Origin of the sequence: Pseudarthrobacter siccitolerans (assembly GCF_030823375.1) — a bacterium.
Lineage (GTDB): Bacteria > Actinomycetota > Actinomycetes > Actinomycetales > Micrococcaceae > Arthrobacter > Arthrobacter siccitolerans_A.
In genome coordinates this window covers 689,862-711,764 of the sequence record NZ_JAUSXB010000001.1, presented here as the reverse complement: position 1 = coordinate 711,764, position 21,903 = coordinate 689,862, and the positions used below count along the sequence as shown (strand labels likewise).

The window sequence follows — 21,903 nt, the reverse complement described above, 5'->3', positions numbered from 1 at the left end:
AACAAACGGGTCGTAAGTTCGTCCTGCAGCCAAGAAGGAATCTTCCGGAGCTGCGACGGCGGCCGGGAACCGCGTATTGGGGGATCAGTATCCCGCCGCCGTTTAGGGAGGATCCACGAACAGAGGAAGAGAAATGTCTACTCACGCCAGCTCGGGTTCTGGGCCTGATGAGGCCTCTATCGAGGAGGTTTTCACCGGCCCCGCCGGCGAGCAGCCAGCTCCGGCAGGGAATCCGCGCCGGAAGAAGCGCATCCTTCTGGCGGGCGCCGCCGTCGTACTTCTTTCGGGCAGTGTTGCCTTTGGGACCGTACTCCCGGATCCGAAGACGAGCGAGGCCTACACGTCCCTGGCCGACGAGAAGTCCACAGCTGAGATCGAGCGGGATGCCGCTTTGTCCAGTTATGCCTCACTGAAGGGCAAGTACGACGCGCTCCAGGGCAGCATCACTGGACGCGAGTCCACGGTCTCGGCCCGCGAAGCCGAAGTGAGTAAAGCCGATGCTGCCGTGAAGGCTGCCGAGGCAGCAGTCAAGAAACGCGAGGACGCGGTAAGCGGCGCCGAAAAGACCAAGGCCGCCAACACGATCGGCGATGGCACCTGGACCGTGGGTTCGGACATCGAGCCCGGCACCTACCGGGCCGCCGCGGCCGTGGGTTCCACCTGCTACTGGGGGATCTACCGCAGCGGCAGCAACGGCGGCGACATCATCGAAAACGACATCCCCGGCGGCGGCCGGCCCGTCGTCACCCTCTCCCCGGGCCAGGACTTCAACTCAACCCGCTGCGGCAAATGGGAAAAACAGTAACAACCGCAGCATCACAGCACCCACTCTCGAAAGGCACCACCATGACTGATCAGAACTCTGCATTTCCCACCCAGCCGGCAGCTCCGGCACCGGCCAAGCGCGCCTTCTACAAAAAGAAGCGCTTCGTCCTCCCGGCAGGCGTCCTGCTCGTGGGAATCCTCATGGGCTCCTGCTCCGGCGGCAGCAAACCGGCCGCAGACTCCAGCCCAATCGCCTCACCCGCAGCGTCTGCCGAAACAACGCCGCCGGCTGCCGCTGCTCCTGCTGCCCCGGCGGCGGCAGCTCCGCCGTCGTCCGCTCCGGCCGCGCCCGCGGCGCCTACGGTCGGTGTTCCTTTCTCCGTGAAGATGCGCAACGGCAACACCGCCAGGATCACTGTCGTGTCCGCCGTCCGAGCCGACTCTGTCACCACCGGTGCCTTCGCTACACCGCCCAAGAACGGCACCTACCTGCTCCTGGACGTGCTCTGGGAAACGGAATCCGGCAAGACGAGCTCCAACCCGCTCTACTTCTCGGCAAAGGATGCCAATGGGCGCAAGGCAGACATGAGCCTGTTCGCCGACAACCAGCTCGGCTCCGGCGAGGTTCTGCCTGGGGACAAGGCACGGGGCAACATTGCGTTCGACATTGCACCGGGAGCTGCCACCGTCATGATTTCCGATCCGCTGCTGCAGGAGGCTGCGCGGATCCAGATCCCGGGATAGGCTCGCATTCGCCCGCGTGCTTTGCCAGGCTGAGGCCGATGCAGCGTGGCGGGCTCGATGTTGCCGCCGCATGCGGGACACTGATGACTGCGCGGCAGGGGAGTCTCACCCCCTCTGCCGCGAATTGAATTGAAGCGTTGATAGAAGGGCTCAGGGTTTGAGCCTGAGGTTTAGAGGGGGACAACGTAAATGACTGAGAGCGAAGCTGTCACGCTGGAGACACAGCTGGATGACGAGGAAGCCAACGCAGACATAGCGAAGGCTGTCAGTGCGCGTCACTCAATCGCGCGCAAGTACGTCATACGCATTCGGCGGCGGCGTCCGGAGGCCACACCTGCGGAAGTGATCAGGTTGCTCGAACGTCACTACAGCACGTCAATCACGGCTGCAGGAGCCGCCATCACTGCGGGATCGATCGCAGCTGAAGTTGGAATTGCCCTCATTCCTGGCGGGGGAGTCGCTGCCGCCGGTCTCAAGACTGCAGGCAAGCAGGCCGCCAAGAAGACCGTACAGGTAACCGCCAAGGAAGCGGCCAAGGTGGCCGCCAAGAACATGGCCATGGGCGCGGCAAAAAACGGCGCCAACCGGATCGCGGCACTGCTCCCTGCCGGGGATCAGCAGCTCCAATTCGAGCTCACGGCGATCTTCGGCCTGGCCCTCGCTGACATCCACGGGAAGGCCCTTGACCAGGACCAGGCCCATGCCCTGGTCTACGGGCTGACCAATGAGCGGGTAAGCCAGGAGCAAATTGCCATCATGGCCAAGGACGTCGCGGAGACTTCTCCCGAGGGGGTGGTGGGCGTTGGCCAGAAATTCGCGGCCGCCAGCGGGGACTGGTCCCACTGGGCGACTACCCTGGCTGATACCCTGCCCAGCGGCGCAGCGCAAAGCCTCGTCCGGACCATGCAAACGGGTCAGCTGGACACCGTGCGGGAAACCTTGAACGGAAAGCATCAGACGGCGATCGAATATGGAGTGGGTGCGCTGACTGGCGGCGTGAGCCGTTTCGTGTTTGGCCGGGACGTCGTTGAGTCCGCCCGTAAAGCATTCCCTGAGGCTCCGGCGGAGTTCCCGGCTTACCTTGCCCTGCAGATCGAGTTGTCCGACGCCGACGACCAGGAAACCGAACCCAACCGGGCGCTTGCAGCCTTGGAGGATGCCGCGAAGTCCACGGGAAGCTGGATCACTGGGACGGCCAGCACAGTTGGAGAAGGGGTGGCAACGGGTGCCTCCGCCGTGGGCTCGAGTGTGGCAAGCGCCGCCGTTGCTGTGTCCCGCCCGTTCCGTGCCGTGGACGTTGACGGTGACGGCATCCCGGACGAGCCGCAGGCCCTCGCCGCGGTCAAAGGCCTTGGCGGTGCTCTGGCCGGTGCCACCGGCGCAGCGAGTGGAAGGGTTGCTGGATTATTCAAGTCCCGGAAGCGAGACACGGCTGGCACGCCGGAGACGGGGCCTGAGGAATGAACCCGGACGCCTACAGTGCAGAACTCGCCGCAGCCATGGAGGCTGGCTTTATAAAGAACCGCAACACAGGCGAGCACTGCCACAGCCTTGCCGACGCCTACATGGCTTCTCTGGCCGACAGTGCCCTATCAGAGGACATAGAGGCGCTCGAGGATTACGACCGCCTGGTCGCCTGGTCCCTGGAGAAGAGAAACGTATCGCCGGGAGAAGTCGTGAGGACGTTCAACTACATCCGGGTTAAAGCGGTTCGGGTGGCCATGAAAGTCGCGCAGAGGCGAGGCGACGTGGGCCAGCACGAGTCCTTTGATTAGACCGCAAGTCCTCAAGTAATACAGCGTCTGACAATCCCGTTAGCCGACCGGCCCGCCCGCATTAGAGCTCAACCTCGACGGCCGGTGCCGGCACCTCAAACTTTCATATCGACTGGCCACAACTGCCTGCTCCGAAGCACTTGCCTAGGCAGGATCCGCCGCGGCAATAGTTTTTCGGCCAGTTTCACAAGCCCATCAACAAGGGCACGTACTCCCAACTCAGCCCCGTGTCCACCTGCTGTCTCGTAAATAACCCAAGACACCTTCAACAGCGTGCACTTGCGGTGTCGTGCATTCCACAATTCATGCGCTGGTCCCGTGATTCTCGCAGTAGCTGCTTCCCACTCCGACTTGGGGCGGAGGTAGTAAGGCTTGCTCGTCGCATCCGGCAGGGACAGGCAGCGATCATCGAACGCGACGCGTGCGCCTGTGACGGAATGGTCTGTGATCCAGATCGGTATGACGGGGAGATGGAAGCCGTTGCCGAGAAACTACCTCTCCGTGGGCGGCTGGGCTGGGAAAGGCGCAGCAAGAAATGATCCTCATTTGACACCTAGCCACACCTCGCCGGGAACTCCGGTGATTCAGATCGTTATTCAAGAAGCCAACCGCACTAAATTTCCGGGGTATAGGCGCACCGAAATTTGTTGTCCTCTTGTGACTCGAAACTTGATGTTGTGGCCCGAATGTGGGGATATATATTGCGCTAGCGTATGGGGAGAAACAAAGGGCCTGCGGTAGGACGTCGGAACGGCCTGAGGACATGAAGACGAGGACGGCTATGCCACGCGAAGACCAGGATCACCGCTTTATTACCCGCTTCGGTGAACTGAAGGCGTTCATTGAGCAAAACGGGCGTCGCCCAAGGGCAGAGTCTAAGGAAGCTGTTGAAGCAGCCTTGGGACGGTGGGTTATTTCGCAGCAGACGCTGAGGAACGCCGGTAACCTGGCCGAGAATCGTCTGAAGCTGATCGAGGATCTTGGGGACGCGCTTACTCCGAGGCAAACGTATGCAGATCGGATTACGGAGCTCGCAGAATTCATTCGCTCAAACGAAAGGCGCCCGCTTTACGGTGCCGTAAATACATCCGAACGCAGTCTCGCTGCATGGCTAAATTTTCAAGTTATCGCACGTAATAAGGGAGAACTCTCTGCCGAACGCTCGGAGTTGCTTGAGCCCTTGGTGCCGGCAAGTTCAACGCGAAGAATCCGGGCACTCGCGGAATGGGTTGCGGACCTAGAGGCATTCCATGCCGAGCACGGGCGAATGCCATTGAGTACGCGGGAAGAAGAGCGCGGGCTCGCCCTGTGGCTCATCAACAAGCGAATGTCGTTCAAAGATGGGAGCATGCCTCAGGAAGAGATCAAACTGCTCGGCGCAGTTCCCGGCGCGCTGGCGACCAGGAAGAACGCTGATCCTGACGCAATGCTGCTGGAGGCCCAGGAATGGTGCGCCCGACACGGGCACATTCCTAGAGCCAGCTTCGCCGACACCGGTGCGCTCAGTCTGGATGAGGAGAAAGAGCGGACGATTGCAGCTTGGATGCGTAATCACGCTCGCGAAAGCACCCGTGCTTACGAGCCGAGCGAGTACGCCGAGCGCCGACAGAGCATCCTCGACCTCTACGAGGAGTACCCATCGCGAACAGAATTCAACGAGATCGTCGCAAGGGAGAGAGCACGAAAGGTGCTTGAGTGCGCCGACCACGTCCCTTCGAGCACCGAAGACAGCCAGACCCACGGCTGGATCGCGAACGCGCGCCGGCTTCGTGCCGCCGGCACGGAAATGTCGCCGGAAACCCTGGAGGTCCTGGCACTCGCGGATGAACTCAAAGCCCATACCGAGCACAAACGTGATGCTCGACTTGAGAAGTTGAAGGAATTTGTAAAGGCGAACGGACGCATGCCCGGCTTTGCGAAATTGGCGCCCAAGGAAGAAAAGAACCTCGCCTTCTGGGTTAAGCGCCGGCTCGACGGATCTCGGACAGCTGGGGGTGCTGAAATCCATGAGAGCATCACTGAGCTCATTGCAGAGTGCACCCGAGTAGCGGAGACCGCCAAAGACGTTGAACCTGTCAAGAAGCGGAAAGGAAAAGCTGCCCTGGAGAACGCGGAGTGCGCAAAGGTTATGGCGGCGTTGACTGAAGCAGGCCATATCCAGGGATCCGGGTCGCCGGTCTATGCGTGGTTGGTCAAGCACCGGAAGCTCCGGGCTGCAGGAGTGCCACTCTCCAATGAGATTTCGCTTGTGCTTGAGTATGCGGACTCATTGAAGTCTGCGCGCCAAGTCCGACACGAGCGACGTCTGGCTGACTACAACGACTTCCTGCAACGGTTTGGCCGGCTTCCGACTCCGAGCGGTGAGAAAGCAGAAGCGTCCTTGGCTAACTGGGCCAGCGGCGTTTTGCGGGGAGTCGTAGACGGCGGACCCGAAGTCGAATCAGCGCTTCGCGCGCTCCAGACGGATCAGAACCCAGAGACGAACAATGTGGCTAAAGTAACCCCAACCGGAGAGAACGAAGCCTGGGGAATGATTCTGGACGCTTACGGGAAAGGGGAACGGATAGCTCATCTGTACGCCGACCGTGACTCTCCGAAAAAGTTCTTCGACCGTCTCCGAGAAATCGTTAACGTTCAGCACGAACAAAGCCGTGCGGACGCCATCGCGAGTGAAGTTCGAGCGCTGCGTCGAATGATTCAGGACGACGTCGACGCCGGTCGCATCGAGGGCTGGCTACCTGCAGAATCGGTGCGCAGGTCAATGATCTTGAAGCACAGGTTCCACTGGCTGCACAGCCTGGCTGCCGACGTCTACAAGGAAATCTGCCCCGAAGTAATCCTTAACGTCGACTACCCGATGAGCTGCAATTCCCCCTATCTCGACTATGGCGTCTTCGCGGTTTACGGCATGCTTGAGGGGCTCAGCGCAGACCTGGCTGAACCGCTTTCACCGGCGGAAGCAAGCGTCGTGGAGGACCTTGAACGCTTCTTGTCCGGTGCGCCTGCCTCAGCCCGGCGAAGTGCAGTGTGTTTCGTTATGGGAGCGCGGAGGCAGCTGAATCGTGCACCGGGTAGGCAGCTCTACGCGCGGGAGTACGATCTGGGCCGGGCCCGGTTCCGAGAACTTCTTGATGAATCCGACTACCTGGACTGGCCGGTCCCAGCTGAAACTGTGTCCGCTCTGCTCGGCGGAGGGTCGTGGAATGGGGCCCTAACTGCGGTAGGCCTTCCCCCGATCTTGCAGGCACGGAACTGGCAGGGACAGGACTTCATCCGTGCTGCGCTCGACTTTTCAGAAACGGCATCGGAGCTAGACCATTCTCCCAAGACTGAATTCGCATACGACGACTGGGTGAAACAGCAGCTAGTGCGGGGAATGGAACGACCATCACTTCTCAGCATGCATACAGAATTCGGTGTCTTGAGTAACGGACTGAGGCTGGTAGCGGAGAGCACAGACCTCACGCGGGAGGACGCCGCCGTAGACTCCGAGGACGAATGGCACCGAGTCCAACACTTGCTCGCCGAAACTGTGTCCCGAACCCCAGAGGGCGCCTCACTTGAACTCCGGGTCGTGGAACAAGGCGACGACCTGGACATTCCACTGTTCGCAACTGCGACGATCAGAGCTGACGGAGCCGAATGCTCGTTCCCTTCAAACCTGGTTGTCGAGACGAAGGACTGGCCCCAAGATGTCCGACGGATGCTCGAACTTGGCTGGGCACCGGTCCGAGATGCCCATGACGTGTGGGTCAAGGAGTCCGTCCCGGTTAAGGACGTCGCGTCGACTCTCCTCGCCGGGTTGCGGGAATGCCGGGGCGTCACGAATCCTGCGCAACTGAGGTGGTCTGCGAAACTACCGACCGGGGAGGCTAGGACGAGTCCGCCCTCCAACGGCCAAGGCGAATGGCGGAGCCTGGCCTCGGAAGGACCCGGGCAAGTGCTTCTGTGGGCCGATGCTGTGAAGTCGCTGACAGACGAACTGCTGTGGCTCAAAGACGACGACTTCCTCAGCATTGAATACGGGTACGGAACGGGGGAGGACTGTGCACCCTATGCGCAGGCCACCCCGCGTAAATCCGGATTGTCCTTGGAACTCGTTTCTGAGGAATTTCTTTCTGCCGACGTCTGGCCGCTCAATTCGCACTTTCTCGTTTCCGCCGGTTGGGTAGCCCCAACTGGCGAAAACCCAAACTGGCACATCACTGACGTGCCAAGGGAGTCCGCTGCCAAGAAGCTCCTGGACGGGCTGCGAATTGGCCGGGAATGCCGGGACGCTAGACTGCTGCGCTGGCATCTAGCAGTGTTCCCTCCCGACATGGGCTCTTCCGGGGACTGAAGGAGCGGACCGGGAGGTCCTTCATCATGGTCGGGTGCCGAAGGCCAGTGGCCGAAAGCGAGGCTTCTCGGCTTTCGGTCAGCGGAGGTCCGGACCGTGGGAATCGAAGCTTCAAATAGAAGACCCCGATCAGCCGGTAGCGTCCCGCAGGCGGCAACCAACGAGGCAACCTCCGGCAACCGAGTTGCGTTTCCGGAGGTTGCCGGGCAGGCAATCTGACTCCATCGCATCTGGAAGGAATCCCCAAACGCTGGCGCACCCAAAGAGTACAAGCTCGCCGTGCGTGGGGGGACCAGTCTGAGGCGCCGGAACTGCGCCGCAGTGGATGCAGCAAAACTGCGGAATTGCACACAAACTTCCATATCGTCGTGCCACTATCCGGCTGCTGGTCGGACCAGTTTTCTGCGGGATTCCGCCGAGACGTTGATGGAAGTTCTTCCAATAAGGGCTGCATGTCACACTGAGTCCCGAGCTTTCATAAGACACTCGCTGTAGTTCGACGCGCGAAGCACTGTGTAGGGCAGCTAGTCCCTTAGAGTCTCAATGACGGGCTGCTGGTTGGTTGCCCAATTTGCGAGAGGGGTGCGTGTGGCTATTGATCGCGAGAAGGGCGTCAGAGTTGTCACCGTTGGTGAGCTGTTAGATGAAGGACTGACGATCCCGTCCTATCAAAGGCCCTACAGCTGGGAGCCTGCCACTGCTCTCCAACTTTTCGACGACATCCGTGAGGCATTTAGGGCAGAAAAAGCTTTGCCAAATGCGGACCAGGCCCAATGGCCTTCATATGTGCTCGGCGCCGTTATCCTCCATAGGGACAATGAGAATGTTCAGATCCACGTTGTCGACGGCCAGCAGCGTCTCTTGACCCTGACAATTTTGCTGGATCTACTTGATGAGGCGAGCGAAGGCCATATCGAGGTCCTGCCGATCGAGCAGGAGGACCCAGCCGCTCGTGTAGTTCTAGTCCGTACGGAGTTGGCCCGTCGTGTCAGACGCATGGAGGAGCCAACTAAAGCTTTTGCTGACTTCATCCGTAGCAACTGCGAAATCATTCGAGTGGAGACGGATGACGCGGACGAGGCTTTTCGGGTTTTCGACTCACAGAACTATCGGGGCAAGTCCCTGCTGCCACACGATTTGCTGAAGGCATACCATCTGCGCGAGATGAGCGACGAGTCTGACGCTATGCGAGAAGCCCTCGTCGAGGGTTGGCAGAATGTCCCCGATGCAGAGCTGGACCGGCTCTTCTCAACGTACCTTTGGCGTATCAAGCGGTGGACGCGTGGACTTTCCGCACCAACTTTCTCAACGCGATACATCGACTCCTTCAAGGGCTTGACACCCAAATCGGCAAGCACGCCTGCCGCGCGCTACCACCTCGCTGCTCAAACCGCCGTGCCTATGCTCGCGGCCTGGGTTGAGCACTCCGATGAAGCGAACCGGATGACCAACCGAACGCGCTTCCAAATCGACGCACCCGTGGTCGCAGGACGGTCCTTCTTCGAGATGGTTACGTTCATGTTGGCAGAATTACGAAGACTCCGCGAAGAGGGCTTCGATGAACAGGACGGGGACGAGGGCAAGGAAAAGTCTTGGGGCCACTTCGCCTCCACGGACGACGACTTTCGCGAGCTCCCATCGCGAGCAAGGTATCGATACGTTTCCGAGCTTTATCTGGCAGCACTGCTCTACTACACAAACAAATTCGGCGACGTCGAGATTCGCGAGGCAAAGAGCCGGTTGTTCACGTGGGCCTACACCCTCCGGACGAGCTACCAGCGGCTTCAGCTAGTCACCGTGAACAACCACGCCAGTTCTTTAGACCACAGTGCATCGGCTTTCGTTCTTCTTCGGAGTGCTGAGACCTCGACCGAACTTCGGCGGTTACGCGTCGAGGTCAAAGGACGAGACGACATCCCAAAGCATGAGCAGGATTTGATGCGCCTCTTGGATAGGTTGGCCGGTTGATGATCAAAAACTTAGCAGCGAATTTGTTTACGGTCGGCGAGCTCTTTGATGAGGTGAAAACGCACTACGAAATTCCAATTTATCAGCGCAACTACGCCTGGGGCGTTGAGCAGATCGAGCAACTCATTGATGACGTGTGGGCGGCAGCACAGGCGGAAGCTGACGATTACTTCTTAGGTAATTTGATAGTGGCCCGGAAGCCTCCCGGCCTCAGGAGGGATGGCGTGGCCTTCGAGGTCGTTGATGGTCAGCAACGATTGACAACCCTTTTGATGCTATTGACGCACCTCGGAGTCGCTCCGAAGGCGCAACTCACGTATCAATCTCGGAGGAACGCGACCCAAGCGCTGACGCGCCTCACGACTTCGGACGATGACGAAGGTGCCGGCATCCACTTGGGCTTTCAGGTGATCAAGTCGCGCATGGCGAAGTTCAGCACCCCCGAAGAACGAGACACTTTTCAGAGATTCCTAGAGGATAACGTGCAGCTCGTGCGAGCGATTCTCCCTGTACAGACCGACTTGAATAAGTACTTCGAGATCATGAACACCCGTGGCCAGCAGCTGGAGCAGGTCGACATTATCAAGGCGCGACTAATGAGTTACCTGCGCAACGAGGCGGGAGAGGTCGAGGACGATAGGGCTTGCCTCGGGTGGGTCTGGGACGGGTGCGCTGAGATGAACTCGTACATCCAAATGGCGCTGACTCCAAACAACACCGACTTGCGAGACGAAATATTTAGTCCGAGATGGGACCGCCTTACGGTTTCGACATTCGATGACCTGATCCTCAAAAGGCCGCAGGTTCACGCCCGGAGTGGCGTGAGCCGGAGTGCGGGCGTGAGCATGGGCGAAGCGCTCCGGCTCTACGCCAGAACCGCTGCGGAGCCAACCGAGGAAGACTCCGAAAGTCGCCGGTTCGAGTCGCCCATCAAGTTCCCAACTTTGCTCCTTCACGCGCTAAAAGTTCTGAGGGAGACGGACGGCGAGGACGACGTCGATGGCCACCTCGATGACGGCAAGTTGATCAAGCTTTTCGAAAGCCATTTCAAACCTCTCTCCGAGACTCAGCGGTCGGACCGGGTCAAGCGGTTTATCGAGGTTCTCCTGCGATGCAAGTTCGTGCTGGACAATTACGTTCTCAAGCGCGAGTTCACGGCAACCAACGCTGACGACGGCGCCTGGTCTCTAAAACGCCTGACCCGGGGAGAGTCAGCCTCTCAACGAGGCAAACGCACTACGGTCAATGCGCGCTTTCCCAACGCCTTCTCGCCCGACAGGGCGGAGTGGGAAGACACCCCCGTTGACGATGCAACACGCGACGTGCTGCTGCTCCAATCAATGTTCCGAGTCACCTACACCTCCCCGCGGACAATGCACTGGATCACGAGAATCCTACGCGAACCGATCATCGGCCTGACGCAGCAGGACGCGGCTCAATCGATCCTCGCCGTCTTAAGGACACACGCGCGCCAGAAGGTGCAGCAAGCATTCTTTGTCGGGTCCCAGCCAGCCGGATTCAATATTGAGCGAATCGTGTTCACCTACCTTGACTACCTGTTGGCAACGGGGGGTGCCGGTCCCGCCTCCCCTCTCGACCCCAACTTCACTTTCGTGTACCGGAACTCCGTGGAGCACTTCTTCCCTCAGTACGCCAACCGAGACGATGACGGCTGGGACCTGGTGACGCCTGATGATAAGGAGCTCCACATGTTGGGAAACCTCGCGCTAGTGAGTGTCAGCACGAACTCCAAATTCAGCAACAACTTGCCCCTGTACAAGGCGAACAAGACAGAGATCGCCAGGCAGAGCACCAAACTTCAACTCATGTCGGACTTGGTCAAGAGCGGAACGACATGGGACAAGACGGCAATTCGCCATCACGACAGGGCAATGGTGAACGTGCTCCGCGAGGACCTACGAGAGGCTGGCTACGATGTTGACATCCACTTTGCGGGTCCTTGACGAGGCCGTCCGAGCCGATTGACTCGGTTCGGGTCTCGCAGTCGCAGGAGGCTCCATGACAGCGCCGGAACGAAGTCCTGTACCTCCAAGCTGCCAGGTTGTGACCCCACATCACCTCTTGATTTCGCCAACTAGGGTAGTCAGCCAACATCGGCAGTAGCCCACTAAAACCGCGGAACCACGACGGTCCGCATTTGGCGCTTTCCGCCAGTAAGCTTGGGTCTCACACTCGCTCATTTCGCATGGAGCAGATGTGCACCTGGTGCCAGCGGATGTACATTTGTTTGCATGTCGACCATCAACATCACTGACGCCCGATCACACTTACCGGAGCTGATCGAAAAGGCCGAGTCGGAGCCGGTATTCATTGAGCGTCGCGGACGTCGGGCAGCAGTTCTAGTATCGCCGGAGCGATATGAGCAGATGCTTGATGCTTTGGAAGAAGTCGAGGACGTTGCGGCATTCGATGCAGCAATGGCGGAAGAAGGGGAGAACATTCCCTGGGTACAGGTGAAGGCGGATCTGGGCTGGGCATGAGTCCCTACCGGATTGAGCTAAGACCTGCGGCCGTCCGCGCACTTAAGAAAATTCATCCTGAGGACAAAGAACGCGTTCAGGGTGCTATCGCACTCCTCGGCCAAGACCCACGGCCGCCCAAAGCAATTGCCTTGAGCGGCCGCCCAGGTTATCGGGTCCGGGTGGGTGACTATCGGATCATCTACACCATTCAGGACGACGTGCTCTTGGTAGTGGTCGTCAACCTAGGGCATCGTCGGGACATTTACCAGAAGTGACGTCCGCCGACCTGCAGGCAAACATCGCCACGCGGTAGCTCGGCGGTTGATGTCTGCGCGCTCGGCTCCACGGATAATGAGTCACCGGCGTCGGCCGTGCCAGCACTGGGGCCTCCAAGGCTGCCGTCCGCAGCTGGCATCCTTCTCTCTGGTGCTGGCCAAGGAAAAGTTGACGGGACCACCACGGTTTCCGCGTGGCCGCGCGATCTGTGGCTTTCGCAACGCGTCACGGCCTTGATGAGGGACTATGGTGAGGAAGTGAATTCCTCCGCTGCAATCCGTGTTACTGCCGTTCGTGTGGCCGAGTTGCTTGCCGAAGGTGAGCTGATGCCGGTCTACGTGCACATCATCGATCACCCCGAGGCGCGCGTGCTGGTGGACACCGGCATGACTCAGCTCCATCCAGCGGTCGCGGACATGGATCCGCGCCTTTACCCGTTGGACGAGCAGGACTTCGACCTCGACAGTGTGGACATCGTCGTCAATACCCACCTGCATTTCGACCATTGCGGAGGTAACCATCTCTTCGCGGGCAAGCCCGTCTACGTTCAGCGTCAGGAACTCGAAGACGCCCGCAACGAAAACGACTACACGATCCCGGAATGGGTGGACCCGCCTGGGATGCACTATGTTCCCGTAGACAGGGAGCTTGAACTGCTTCCGGCGGTGCGCCTTCTTTCGGCACCAGGTCACACCCGGGGGTCACAGATCGTCGTCATTGACGGTGACGACGGTCCCACCATCATCGCTGGCGATACAGCAGTTCGGTTCGGTGAACTTGATAACCCTCGCACAGAGGGGCAGCTGCTGGTGCGCTCTTTGCACCCTGAAATGGTTTGGCTGACACACGCGCACACGCCATGGAGGCCTGGAGCCATAGCCTCTCCATGAACCACTCGCTTTCCGACGCACACTGGGACTCCTCAGCCGATATAGGCCGTCATGCGTACTGAAACGAGGATTCCCGGGAGTTCGACGCCCAGCTTGGCCACATACCGTGCCGGAGGGTCAACCGGAAACCATCGCGCGTACTCCTCATTCAATCCCGCGAAGTCTGCAGGACGACTAAGCAGCACGCCGACCTCAACGACGTTTCCCAAGCCTGCACCCGCTGCCTGAAGGACGGCCTCGCAGTTCGCAAGAGCTTGGCGCGTCTGATCCTGAATGCTGTCGCCCGCGAGGTCGCCACTGGTCAGATCGATACCTACGATCCCCGAGACAAACACGAACGGCCCCGCCTTAACGCCCTGGCTGAAGAATGGCGAACTCGGCACCGTGGCTGATGTAACGATCTCCCTCGTCATGACCGGTCCTTTCCCTGCCCGCATGGATGCTGGAAGCAGAATCACAGTCATCACCGAATAGCGCAACCCTTGATGCCCCCCCTATAGTCCATAACTGCCTCGCTCACGGAGACCTTCTGGCGAAGCAGAAGGGTCCCGCGCCGGGTATACGAGACCCCACGGGCCGCGTCATCAACGTCACCAGCCACAGCAAATAATCCTGTGACCTCGCCATTAACCCTGCTGCGCCGCCCACTCCTCGACCCGGCGGTTGCTTTCCTCCTCAGAAAGGTCTTCGACGCGGGTCATGATGGACCAGCGGACGCCGAAGGGGTCGCGGATACTGGCGTAACGGTCGCCCGAGACAAAGGTGGCCAGTGGCTCGCGGATGATGGCTCCGGCCTCATTTGCCCGCTTCACCAGGCTGTCTGCGTCCGGGCAATAGAAGCCCAGGGAGTAGCAGTCGTTTTCACCCTCCGGCGCGGGGACCAGGTGGTAGTCGGGGTTGGGTTCCCCTAGCTGGAGGCGGCCGTTCCCAAAGTCGAGATCTGCATGGACCACTACCCCGCCCATCTCGGTAGCGGCGACTATGCGGGCGCCGAAAACGTCCCCTGTAAAAGGCGATCGCTTCCCTGGCGCTGGTCACAGCGAGGAACGGCGTGAGGCTCGTCAGGCCATTGGGAATCCCGTGCGTGGTGTGCTCTCCGTGGGCGGCAACGGTCGATTTCCTGCTTGTAGTATCTGTCATGTCGTTGACGCTACATGCCGCGTCAGCGGCGGCGCTTGAAAATTCGCGACAGCCCAGGGGGACTTATGGAGAGGTCATTCAAGGGGATCCTTAACCCGGCCCGGCTTCCCACTTTCCACCGCCTTCCAGCGCCGGACCCGGTGGCCGAGCTCGTCCAGTGGTTCTGGATGCCCGAGTGGAACATCGAGCCCGGCCGCACGTCCCGCCAACATCTGATTGCACATCCCGGTTCCAACCTCGTGGTACAGCTGGATGGCGTCGTCTTCTCCGGGCCAACCACCCGGGCGTCCCACCGGGACTTGACCGGACACGGCTGGGCGGTCGGTGCACTGTTGCGTCCGGCAGCCGTGTCGCTGTTCACTGACGACCCCTTCAGCCTGTGCGACACGGAGGTGGCTGTGGCCGCAGAAGACCTGCGCCGTTCCGTCTCGGAGGCCATGACAACGTACGACGGCGATGCGCGCCGCGGACGAGCAGTGAATGCCTTTGCCCGGTGGCTGGCTTGCTTCGCAGGGCCTGCGGTATCTGAGGAGTCATTGCTGGCCAACCGGCTGATGGACGTCATTGGTTCGGACGGCTCTGTAGTCCGCGTCGAGGATGCGGCGTCTGCACTGGCGGTCTCGCAACGGACCTTGCAGCGCGTGGCCAAGAAGTACATCGGCCTCAGCCCTGCCGCCATGATCCGCCGTCGTCGACTTCAGGATGCTGCTGAGCGGATCCGCCTGGATGCTTCAGCGGATCTGGCAGCGGTAGCTGCCGAGCTTGGGTACGCCGACCACGCACACCTCACTAACGACTTCCGGAGGTACCTGGGTTTGCCGCCGAGCACATACCGGCGTGTGGTCTCAGATAGGCACCACGACGGGTAGCTCGACCCGACGCTGACGAGCTGTGCTTTTCCCGCTCGGGGGCGAACGGGTATTCGCCTCACAGCCGCAGCAGGTCCGCTCAGACCAGCCAGCGCCACCAGCGTGGCTGCTCCGGTTCCGGCGTCGGTTCCGGTTCCGGCTCCTCGCCCAGGGCCAGCGCGGCCTCGACGATGTCGTCCGCAGTGAGCGTCATGACGGCCTCACGATCGAGCGCGTCGAGACTTTGTTCCCCGTCGAGCGAGAGCCGCAGCGCCTGGCGGTTGAGCGCCTGCTCGAACAGGGTGCGGGCGAACCGTGCGTTGCCGGAGTCCTCGCCCGCGTGGAGCCCGGTGAGGATGCGGCGCAGCATCTGTTCCGCACCCGGCTCCAGCGTGTACTCGTGCTGGGCCAGCATCTGGTGGAAGATCGTCTGGAGTGCGTCGACAGAGTAGTCGGGGAACGTGATCTCGCGGGCGAACCGGGAGCGCAGTCCGGGGTTCGAGAGCAGGAAGGACTCCATTAGCCGCGGGTACCCGGCCACGATCACGACCAGCCGGTGGCGGTGGTCCTCCATCCGCTTCAGCAGGACCTCGATCGCCTCGGGGCCGAAGTCCATCCGGCCGTCCTCCGGGGCCAGCGCGTAGGCCTCGTCGATGAACAGGACGCCGTCCAGCGCACGCCGGATCACCCGATCCGTCTTGATGGCGGTCGCGCCAACGTACTGCCCCACCAGGCCCGAACGGTCGACCTCGACCAGGTGGCCTTTCTGCAGCAGACCGACCGCGCGGTACATCTCGGCCAGGAGCCGCGCCACGGTGGTCTTGCCCGTGCCCGGGTTTCCGAGGAACACCAGATGCTGTGATGTGGCCACCTCCGGCAGGCCGTGCGCCTTACGGCGGGCCTGGACCTGGAGCAGAGCGACGAGGCCCCGCACCTGTTCCTTCACGGTCTCCAGTCCGACCAGCGCGTCGAGCTCGGCCTGCACCTCGGACAGCGGCCGGGCCGGCCCGGGCCTCGCCCCGATAAGATCGCCGACCAGGTCGTCGACGCGCTCCGAACTGGGCAGCTTGAGCTGATCGGCCAGATGGCCGATGGTTTGGCGCAGGTCATCGAGCGGATTGCGGCTGGCAGCCATGCATCCACTCTAATACTCGACTCCCGGCCGGGGTGGGGTCTGGAGCGCTGCCTTTTCTGCAGCCCCCGCGGGTCATACACGGGAATCGTTCAGGCCTACAACAACGGCAATATTCTGCGAAGCCCTGAGCCGTAATTTCTCAGAACAGCGGCCAGGGCACAGCCGACATTTCACCGCTTGGAGCCGGAAACCTTGCTGCCAACCGCAACCGGGCGCAGCGTGCGGCGAGCGCGGCGACTTCTTCGACGCTGAGCAGGTCCGTCAGGTTCCGGCCCAGCTCACCGTGCAGTCCTTCGCTGACACGATCAATGCCGTCACGCTCCTCTGCGGTCAGCGTTTCTCCCAGCCACCCCCACAGCACCGTGCGCAGCTTGTGGTCACGGTGGAAGGTGAGCCCATGGTCCACGCCGTGCCGGTGTCCGTCTGACATTGCAAGGATGTGATCGCCCTTGCGGTCGGCGTTGTTGACGACGACGTCGAACACCGCCATGCGTCGGAGCTCCGGCGTGTCCTCGTGTATGAGGGCGACCATCTGCCCCTTCTCATCTTGACCCTCGAGAACGTGTTTCCACCCGATCTCCGGTACCTCGCCCGCCGCAACGAGATCCACGGCGTTCCGGTCGTGGTCAGTCTCCTGCCACAGCTGCACCATTCCTTTGCCTGCAGGACCATCGCGGAGCCAGGTGCGCGGCACCACGTTCCAGCCGAGGACCTCGGAAACCAGGTAGGCGGCGACCTCCCGGTGGGCAAGGAAGCCGTCGGGAAAATCCCACAGCGGCTTCTCCCCGGCTATCGGCTTATAAACGACCCTGGTGTCACCGATGCTGCCCAGGAAGGTGGCGTTCGACGCCGTCGTGATGCGCCCGGTGAGGGTCAGCTCGGCAGTCAGCAGGTCGGGTGCCGGCATCAGACCTCGGGCAGGGTGCAGACGTGCCCGTCGGCGTCTATGGGATAGCCGCAAAGCGTGCATGCGGGCCGCCCGGCGCCCACCACCTCCCGGGTCCGCTTGGCGAAGGCGCGGGCGGTGCCAACCGGCATCCGCAACAACAACATTTCGGGCACGTCAGCGCCGTTCCCATCAAGCGCTTCGTCGTTGTCATCAGCATCGACTTCGATGATCGGATATGCCTCGATGACCACCTGCGCCGTGGCAGGGTCCCAACCGAGGGTCATGGCTCCGGTCCGAAACTGCTCCGTAACCGCCTCGAGCTGGTCATTGTCGACGAGTTCGACGGGAGTGCCCGTGGGAACGCTGAAGGGGTTGCCCTCGAGGGTGATGAGCTGATCGAGGATTTCGTCAATCTTCTCCGCGAGCTGGGCCGACTGCTGCTTCTCCAGGGCGACGCTCACAATTTGCTTGCCTGTCCGTACCTGCAGGTAGAACGCGCGCTCCCCGGGAGCGCCGATAGTACCGATGACAACCCGGTCAGGCCAGGCAAACTCGTGAACAAGTGTGGGCATGTGAGTATTTTAGGCACATGAGCTTTACGGCGCTGTTTGCCCTGCCCCGCCGCCCACCGGCGCATCGCCAGAGTTGATGCCTTTCGACAGCCACGACAGGTCCCCAGCATCAGTGTTCGTCGCGTAGACACTCGGCCGAACAGCACCATAGTGGACGATCGATGCGGAGGCAGGGCCCACGTTAATGCGTTGGAACAGATCCAGGTGCATACCGAGCGCGTCGGCCAGGATGGATTTGATGATGTCACCGTGGCTTACTGCCACCCAGACGGCTCCTGGCCCGTACTCGGCTTCGAAGGCTGCATCGTGGCGTCGGATTGCGGCTACCGACCGCGACTGCATCGCCGCCATGGACTCACCGCCGGGAAATACGACGGCGGACGGCTGGGACTGCACAGCAGCCCACAGATCCTCGGTGGCGAGATCATTGAGCGTCCGGCCCTGCCACAGGCCGTAATCGCACTCGGTGAGATCGGGATCGGCCGGCGAGCAAGGATTGCCAGCCTGGCGCTCGAGGATCAGCTGGGCGGTTTGCTGACAGCGCTCGAGGGGGCTCGATACCACCCCAGCCAAGGGCACCACCGCGAGCCGGTCTCCGGCCAAAGCTGCCTGCTCGCGCCCGATCTGGTCCAATCTGACGCCGGCCGCCCGGCCCGCCAGCATTCCAGCGGCATTCGCTGTGGTGCGGCCGTGCCGCACGAGGATAACTGTCGCCATCCATCCAGCCTAACCAGCATCCTTCGCCGAATCCCGCCGGCGCGGTCGATTCCGGCTCCGCGGTTACCGGTGCAGGTGTTCCGGCCAGTCTTCCGGTACCTTGTCTGCCGGTGCGGGTGCCGGTTGCTCCGGTGGCCTGGATTGAGGATCCGGAAGCCGCGGGCCGCGGAAGGACTTCTTCGTGGTGTGATCGTAGAACCAGTCTTCCCCAGGTTCAAAGGACCGCATGACAGGGTGCCCGACGGTTCTCGCGTGGGCACTGGCGTGCTGTGAGGGCGACGAATCACAGCATCCGATGTGGCCGCACTCTGCGCAGCGGCGAAGATGCAGCCACCATCCTGGGCCTTCACCGCTAAGGCACTCCAGGCACCCGGTTCCACTGGGTGCGGCGGTGAGGCTGATTCCTGGGATGGGGCGGTCCTCCATGGGGTTTTCCATTTTTACCGCTCCGGTTCTGCTCGAGTCATCGCGCCTGCCCGCCGTCGGGAGCTATTTTGGCAGAATCTCCGGGCCCTTGGAATGGCAACATCGAGGCGACAACCGGGGGCTGATACAACTCCGGCCGAAGGACCTTTCCGGAGGGAACGGGGACTCCTTGTCCCTAATGGCCGGGCGCGAGTATCGTGAGCGCCACCGAACCATTGAACCGGAAAGACGGCGGCCATGGATCACCCGGTTCCGATCATGCTGATTGCCACCACCGACCCGACCTCGCGGCGCATTCTTGGAGATGAGTTACGTCGGCGCTACGGTGCCGACTACGAGGTGGTGACCTGCGCCGACCACGCCCACGGGCGGGCTGTGCTTGAGGGGCTTCGGCGCTGGAATCGCCCGGTAGCCCTCATACTTGGGTGCTACGGACCGGATGACCGCGGTGGACTCGATTTCCTGCGACGTGCCTACGGCTTTCACCCGGCCGCCAAGCGTGGTGTTGTGGTGACATGGGGTGACTTCGCCAGCGCCCCCACTGTATTCCGGGCGATCGCGCAGGGGTACGCCGAATTGGTGATCATACGTCCCGAACGACTGCGCGACGAAGAATTCCATGGGGCGATTACCGACGCCCTCGACGACTGGCACCTGGCACAGGGGGTCGGGTTCGAGGCGGTCCGGCTAATCGGGGAGGTAGGCGACGAAAGGACCCATACCTTGCGCGACTCCTTGAGCCGAAACCACATCCCAGTGGGCTTCCACCCTGTTGGGTCCGAGACAGCGGAACGGACGCTGGAGAGCCTGAACCTGCACGACCCCGTGCTGCCGGTTATGGTGCTGGAGTTCACCGTTCCACCCATTGTCCTCGAGAACCCCAGCGACCTGGAGATTGCCGAAGCGATGGGGGTGACGCGACCGCCACCGGCGGACAAGATCTTCGATGTTGTGGTGGTGGGAGCGGGGCCCTCCGGTCTTGCGACCGCCGTTTATGCCTCCTCCGAGGGTCTTTCCACCATGGTGGTGGAGGGAGAGGCTGTGGGAGGCCAGGCCGGCACCAGCTCCTTGATCCGCAACTACCCTGGCTTCTCCCGCGGTGTGAGTGGCGCCCACCTGGCCTTTCGCTCATTTCACCAGGCCTGGACTCTAGGCACAGACTTCCTGTTCCTGCGGAAGGTGGAGGGTGTCGGAGTCGATGGAGCATTGTATGCAGTGTCGATTTCCGATGGCAGTGTGGTGCGATGCCGCACAGTGGTGGTTGCAACCGGCGTGGACTACCGTCGCCTCGGCATACCTCAGTTGGAGGATCTGGTCGGCAGAGGTGTTTTCTACGGGGCAACTGTCTCTGAGGCGCCGTCGATGGCCGGAAAGCACGTCTGTGTCGTGGGTGGCGGCAACTCGGCCGGACAGGCGGTCCTGCACCTTGCGAAGTACGCGAAGAAGGTGACGCTGCTGGTGCGCGGACCTACCCTTTCGGTCAGTATGTCCGAATACCTCATTTCCCAACTTGAGGCCACCCGGAACGTAGCGATCCGCTTTAGCGCCGAGATCGTGGGGGTCAGCGATCGGGACGGATTCCTTGCTGCCGTCAAGGTCGCCGCATCCGGAGCCGTCGGATCGACCCCGAGTGAGGAGATCGAAGCCGGCGGCTTGTTCGTCCTGATCGGATCGGTGCCGCGGACCTCCTGGCTGCCCGACACCGTCAAGTGTGATCCAGCCGGTTTTCTGCGCACGGGCACCAGCCGGGAAGTCAGTGACGCCGGGTCCGCCAGGCCGGACAGGCCACCGTTGGCGCTGGAAACCAGCATGCCCGGCATTTTCGCGATCGGCGACGTGCGGTCCGGTTCAATCAAAAGAGTGGCTACCGCAGTGGGGGACGGCGCCACCGTGGTCTCGATGCTTCACACTTACCTGGCCGAGAACCCACTGCCTGCCTCGCCCCCTGCACCTGGTGGGGCAGCCGTGCTTGAGGAGCGGCCCGGTGATGTCCCCTTCGGCTGAGGTCGCACCGTTGCTTCCGCCGATGCGGTGGCTGCTCTACGTCGCTGCTTTCCTCGTGTTTCTTGCCGGGCTGGTGCTGTTCGTGTTTCCGCTCCGGACTGCTGAGTTCTTCGCGTGGACAGTCAATCCGCCCATGACCGCGGTCTTCCTCGGGGCGGCATACTGGTCGGCCGCCGGCCTGGAGGTGACAGGCGCCCGCTCGGCGGGCTGGGATTCAGCGAAGCTGGCCGTCTGGCCCGTGTTCATCTTCACGGCGTTGACCCTCGGAGTCACCCTGCTTCACCTCGATCGCTTCCATCTGTCACCGAACACTGCCCCCACTGCCCAAATAGCCACCTGGGCGTGGCTGGCAATCTATGCCATGGTGCCCGTGGCGATGCTCGTCATCAGCAGGATGCAGGTCCGGTCTCTACGTTCTGTGCGAGAATCCGTCAGCGCGGGACGGCCAGTGCTACCCCCTGCGCTCCGGCTGCTCCTGGCGGGAATCGCGGGTGTTTTGCTGTTGTTCGGCGTGGCGCTCCTGGCAGTACCCACTCTCGCTGCGGCGTGGTGGCCGTGGACACTGTCCGAGCTCACAGCGAGGGCGATTGGAGCATGGCTGGTCGGTCTGGGGTGGGCGGCCGCACAAGGTCAGTGGAGCCGCGACCTCCGCACCGTCCGCCCCGTGGCCCTGACCTCCGTTGCCTTCGTCGTTCTGCAGGCACTTGCCCTGCTGCGCTATGGGGACGCCCTGACATGGCAGAGCGCACCGGCGATCGGCTTCGTAACCGTACTACTTGCCATCGGCGTGGCCGGCGGATGGGCACTCGCACTATCCCGTTCGCCGGTAACCCGGACCTGAATTACGTAAAGGGCCTCCCGATGGCTCACCTCAGCCCTGTGGGTTGCCCGTGCGATCACTGCAGGGATGGCGCAGCGTTGAGCACGGATTC

General features: G+C 61.6%; 19 protein-coding genes and 1 pseudogene. 13 read left to right on the top strand and 7 right to left on the bottom strand.

From position 1 onward, the window contains the following. Positions 1-133: 133 nt before the first annotated feature. The 10 genes from QFZ36_RS03420 to QFZ36_RS03375 all read left to right on the top strand — a co-directional run bounded on the left by QFZ36_RS03420 (position 134) and on the right by QFZ36_RS03375 (position 13,240). On the top strand, positions 134-805 hold the full coding sequence (locus QFZ36_RS03420; RefSeq protein ID WP_306633949.1) for a hypothetical protein: 672 nt from the start codon (positions 134-136) through the stop codon (positions 803-805). A 41-nt stretch (positions 806-846) separates the two neighbouring features. Beyond that, complete coding sequence (locus tag QFZ36_RS03415) at positions 847-1,509, top strand: DUF4352 domain-containing protein (RefSeq protein WP_306633947.1); 663 nt, start codon at positions 847-849, stop codon at positions 1,507-1,509. Between the two features lie 189 nt (positions 1,510-1,698). Then, the gene (locus tag QFZ36_RS03410; protein WP_306633945.1) at positions 1,699-2,973 is read left to right on the top strand and encodes a hypothetical protein; all 1,275 of its coding nucleotides are present in this window, start codon (positions 1,699-1,701) and stop codon (positions 2,971-2,973) included. Beyond that, positions 2,970-3,284 carry a hypothetical protein gene (locus tag QFZ36_RS03405; protein WP_306633943.1) on the top strand — a complete coding sequence of 105 codons (315 nt, stop codon included), beginning with the start codon at positions 2,970-2,972 and terminating at the stop codon, positions 3,282-3,284. Before QFZ36_RS03410 ends, QFZ36_RS03405 begins: the two co-directional genes overlap by 4 nt. Positions 3,285-4,065: 781 nt before the next feature. Beyond that, a complete protein-coding gene (locus QFZ36_RS03400; protein WP_306633941.1) occupies positions 4,066-7,623 on the top strand; it encodes a helicase associated domain-containing protein in 3,558 nt (1,185 codons plus the stop codon). A gap of 588 nt (positions 7,624-8,211) precedes the next feature. Continuing rightward, a complete protein-coding gene (locus QFZ36_RS03395; protein WP_306633939.1) occupies positions 8,212-9,591 on the top strand; it encodes a DUF262 domain-containing protein in 1,380 nt (459 codons plus the stop codon). Further along, positions 9,591-11,555: a DUF262 domain-containing protein gene (locus QFZ36_RS03390; protein WP_306639071.1), complete on the top strand. Its 1,965-nt coding sequence runs from the start codon at positions 9,591-9,593 to the stop codon at positions 11,553-11,555. The genes QFZ36_RS03395 and QFZ36_RS03390 overlap by 1 nt, the downstream gene beginning before the upstream one ends. A gap of 288 nt (positions 11,556-11,843) precedes the next feature. Further along, positions 11,844-12,092, top strand: a complete 249-nt coding sequence (locus QFZ36_RS03385; RefSeq protein WP_306633937.1) for a type II toxin-antitoxin system Phd/YefM family antitoxin — start codon at positions 11,844-11,846, stop codon at positions 12,090-12,092. Further along, positions 12,089-12,349 (top strand): type II toxin-antitoxin system RelE family toxin, encoded by a 261-nt coding sequence (locus QFZ36_RS03380; RefSeq protein WP_306633935.1) that lies wholly within the window; start codon positions 12,089-12,091, stop codon positions 12,347-12,349. Before QFZ36_RS03385 ends, QFZ36_RS03380 begins: the two co-directional genes overlap by 4 nt. A gap of 258 nt (positions 12,350-12,607) precedes the next feature. Next, complete coding sequence (locus QFZ36_RS03375; protein ID WP_306633933.1) at positions 12,608-13,240, top strand: MBL fold metallo-hydrolase; 633 nt, start codon at positions 12,608-12,610, stop codon at positions 13,238-13,240. A gap of 32 nt (positions 13,241-13,272) precedes the next feature. On the opposite strand, the gene QFZ36_RS03370 is transcribed toward QFZ36_RS03375, so the two are convergent. Further along, the gene (locus QFZ36_RS03370) at positions 13,273-13,653 is read right to left on the bottom strand and encodes a RidA family protein (protein ID WP_306633931.1); all 381 of its coding nucleotides are present in this window, start codon (positions 13,651-13,653) and stop codon (positions 13,273-13,275) included. A gap of 213 nt (positions 13,654-13,866) precedes the next feature. After that, a pseudogene (locus tag QFZ36_RS03365) lies at positions 13,867-14,380 on the bottom strand (VOC family protein). A gap of 65 nt (positions 14,381-14,445) precedes the next feature. Between QFZ36_RS03365 and QFZ36_RS03360 the strand changes: the two are divergent. Then, positions 14,446-15,249 carry an AraC family transcriptional regulator gene (locus QFZ36_RS03360; RefSeq protein WP_306633929.1) on the top strand — a complete coding sequence of 268 codons (804 nt, stop codon included), beginning with the start codon at positions 14,446-14,448 and terminating at the stop codon, positions 15,247-15,249. Positions 15,250-15,328: 79 nt separating this feature from the next. Here the strand turns inward: QFZ36_RS03360 and QFZ36_RS03355 are convergent, their stop codons facing one another. The 5 genes from QFZ36_RS03355 to QFZ36_RS03335 form a co-directional block, all read right to left on the bottom strand. After that, positions 15,329-16,363 (bottom strand): AAA family ATPase, encoded by a 1,035-nt coding sequence (locus tag QFZ36_RS03355; RefSeq protein WP_306633928.1) that lies wholly within the window; start codon positions 16,361-16,363, stop codon positions 15,329-15,331. 139 nt (positions 16,364-16,502) lie between these two features. Further along, positions 16,503-17,270, bottom strand: a complete 768-nt coding sequence (locus QFZ36_RS03350) for an SCO1664 family protein (protein WP_306633926.1) — start codon at positions 17,268-17,270, stop codon at positions 16,503-16,505. Continuing rightward, positions 17,270-17,824, bottom strand: coding sequence for a DUF3090 domain-containing protein (locus tag QFZ36_RS03345; RefSeq protein WP_306633924.1), 555 nt, complete (start codon positions 17,822-17,824; stop codon positions 17,270-17,272). The genes QFZ36_RS03350 and QFZ36_RS03345 overlap by 1 nt, the downstream gene beginning before the upstream one ends. Before the next feature lie 24 nt (positions 17,825-17,848). Next, positions 17,849-18,541 (bottom strand): histidine phosphatase family protein, encoded by a 693-nt coding sequence (locus QFZ36_RS03340; protein ID WP_306633922.1) that lies wholly within the window; start codon positions 18,539-18,541, stop codon positions 17,849-17,851. Positions 18,542-18,604: 63 nt separating this feature from the next. After that, complete coding sequence (locus QFZ36_RS03335) at positions 18,605-18,967, bottom strand: UBP-type zinc finger domain-containing protein (protein ID WP_306639069.1); 363 nt, start codon at positions 18,965-18,967, stop codon at positions 18,605-18,607. A 237-nt stretch (positions 18,968-19,204) separates the two neighbouring features. Here QFZ36_RS03335 and QFZ36_RS03330 point away from each other — a divergent pair, with 237 nt between their 5' ends. Together QFZ36_RS03330 and QFZ36_RS03325 are read left to right on the top strand one after the other, a co-directional pair. Next, the gene (locus tag QFZ36_RS03330) at positions 19,205-20,971 is read left to right on the top strand and encodes an FAD-dependent oxidoreductase (protein ID WP_306633920.1); all 1,767 of its coding nucleotides are present in this window, start codon (positions 19,205-19,207) and stop codon (positions 20,969-20,971) included. Beyond that, complete coding sequence (locus tag QFZ36_RS03325) at positions 20,955-21,812, top strand: hypothetical protein (RefSeq protein WP_306633919.1); 858 nt, start codon at positions 20,955-20,957, stop codon at positions 21,810-21,812. Before QFZ36_RS03330 ends, QFZ36_RS03325 begins: the two co-directional genes overlap by 17 nt. Positions 21,813-21,903: the final 91 nt, after the last annotated feature.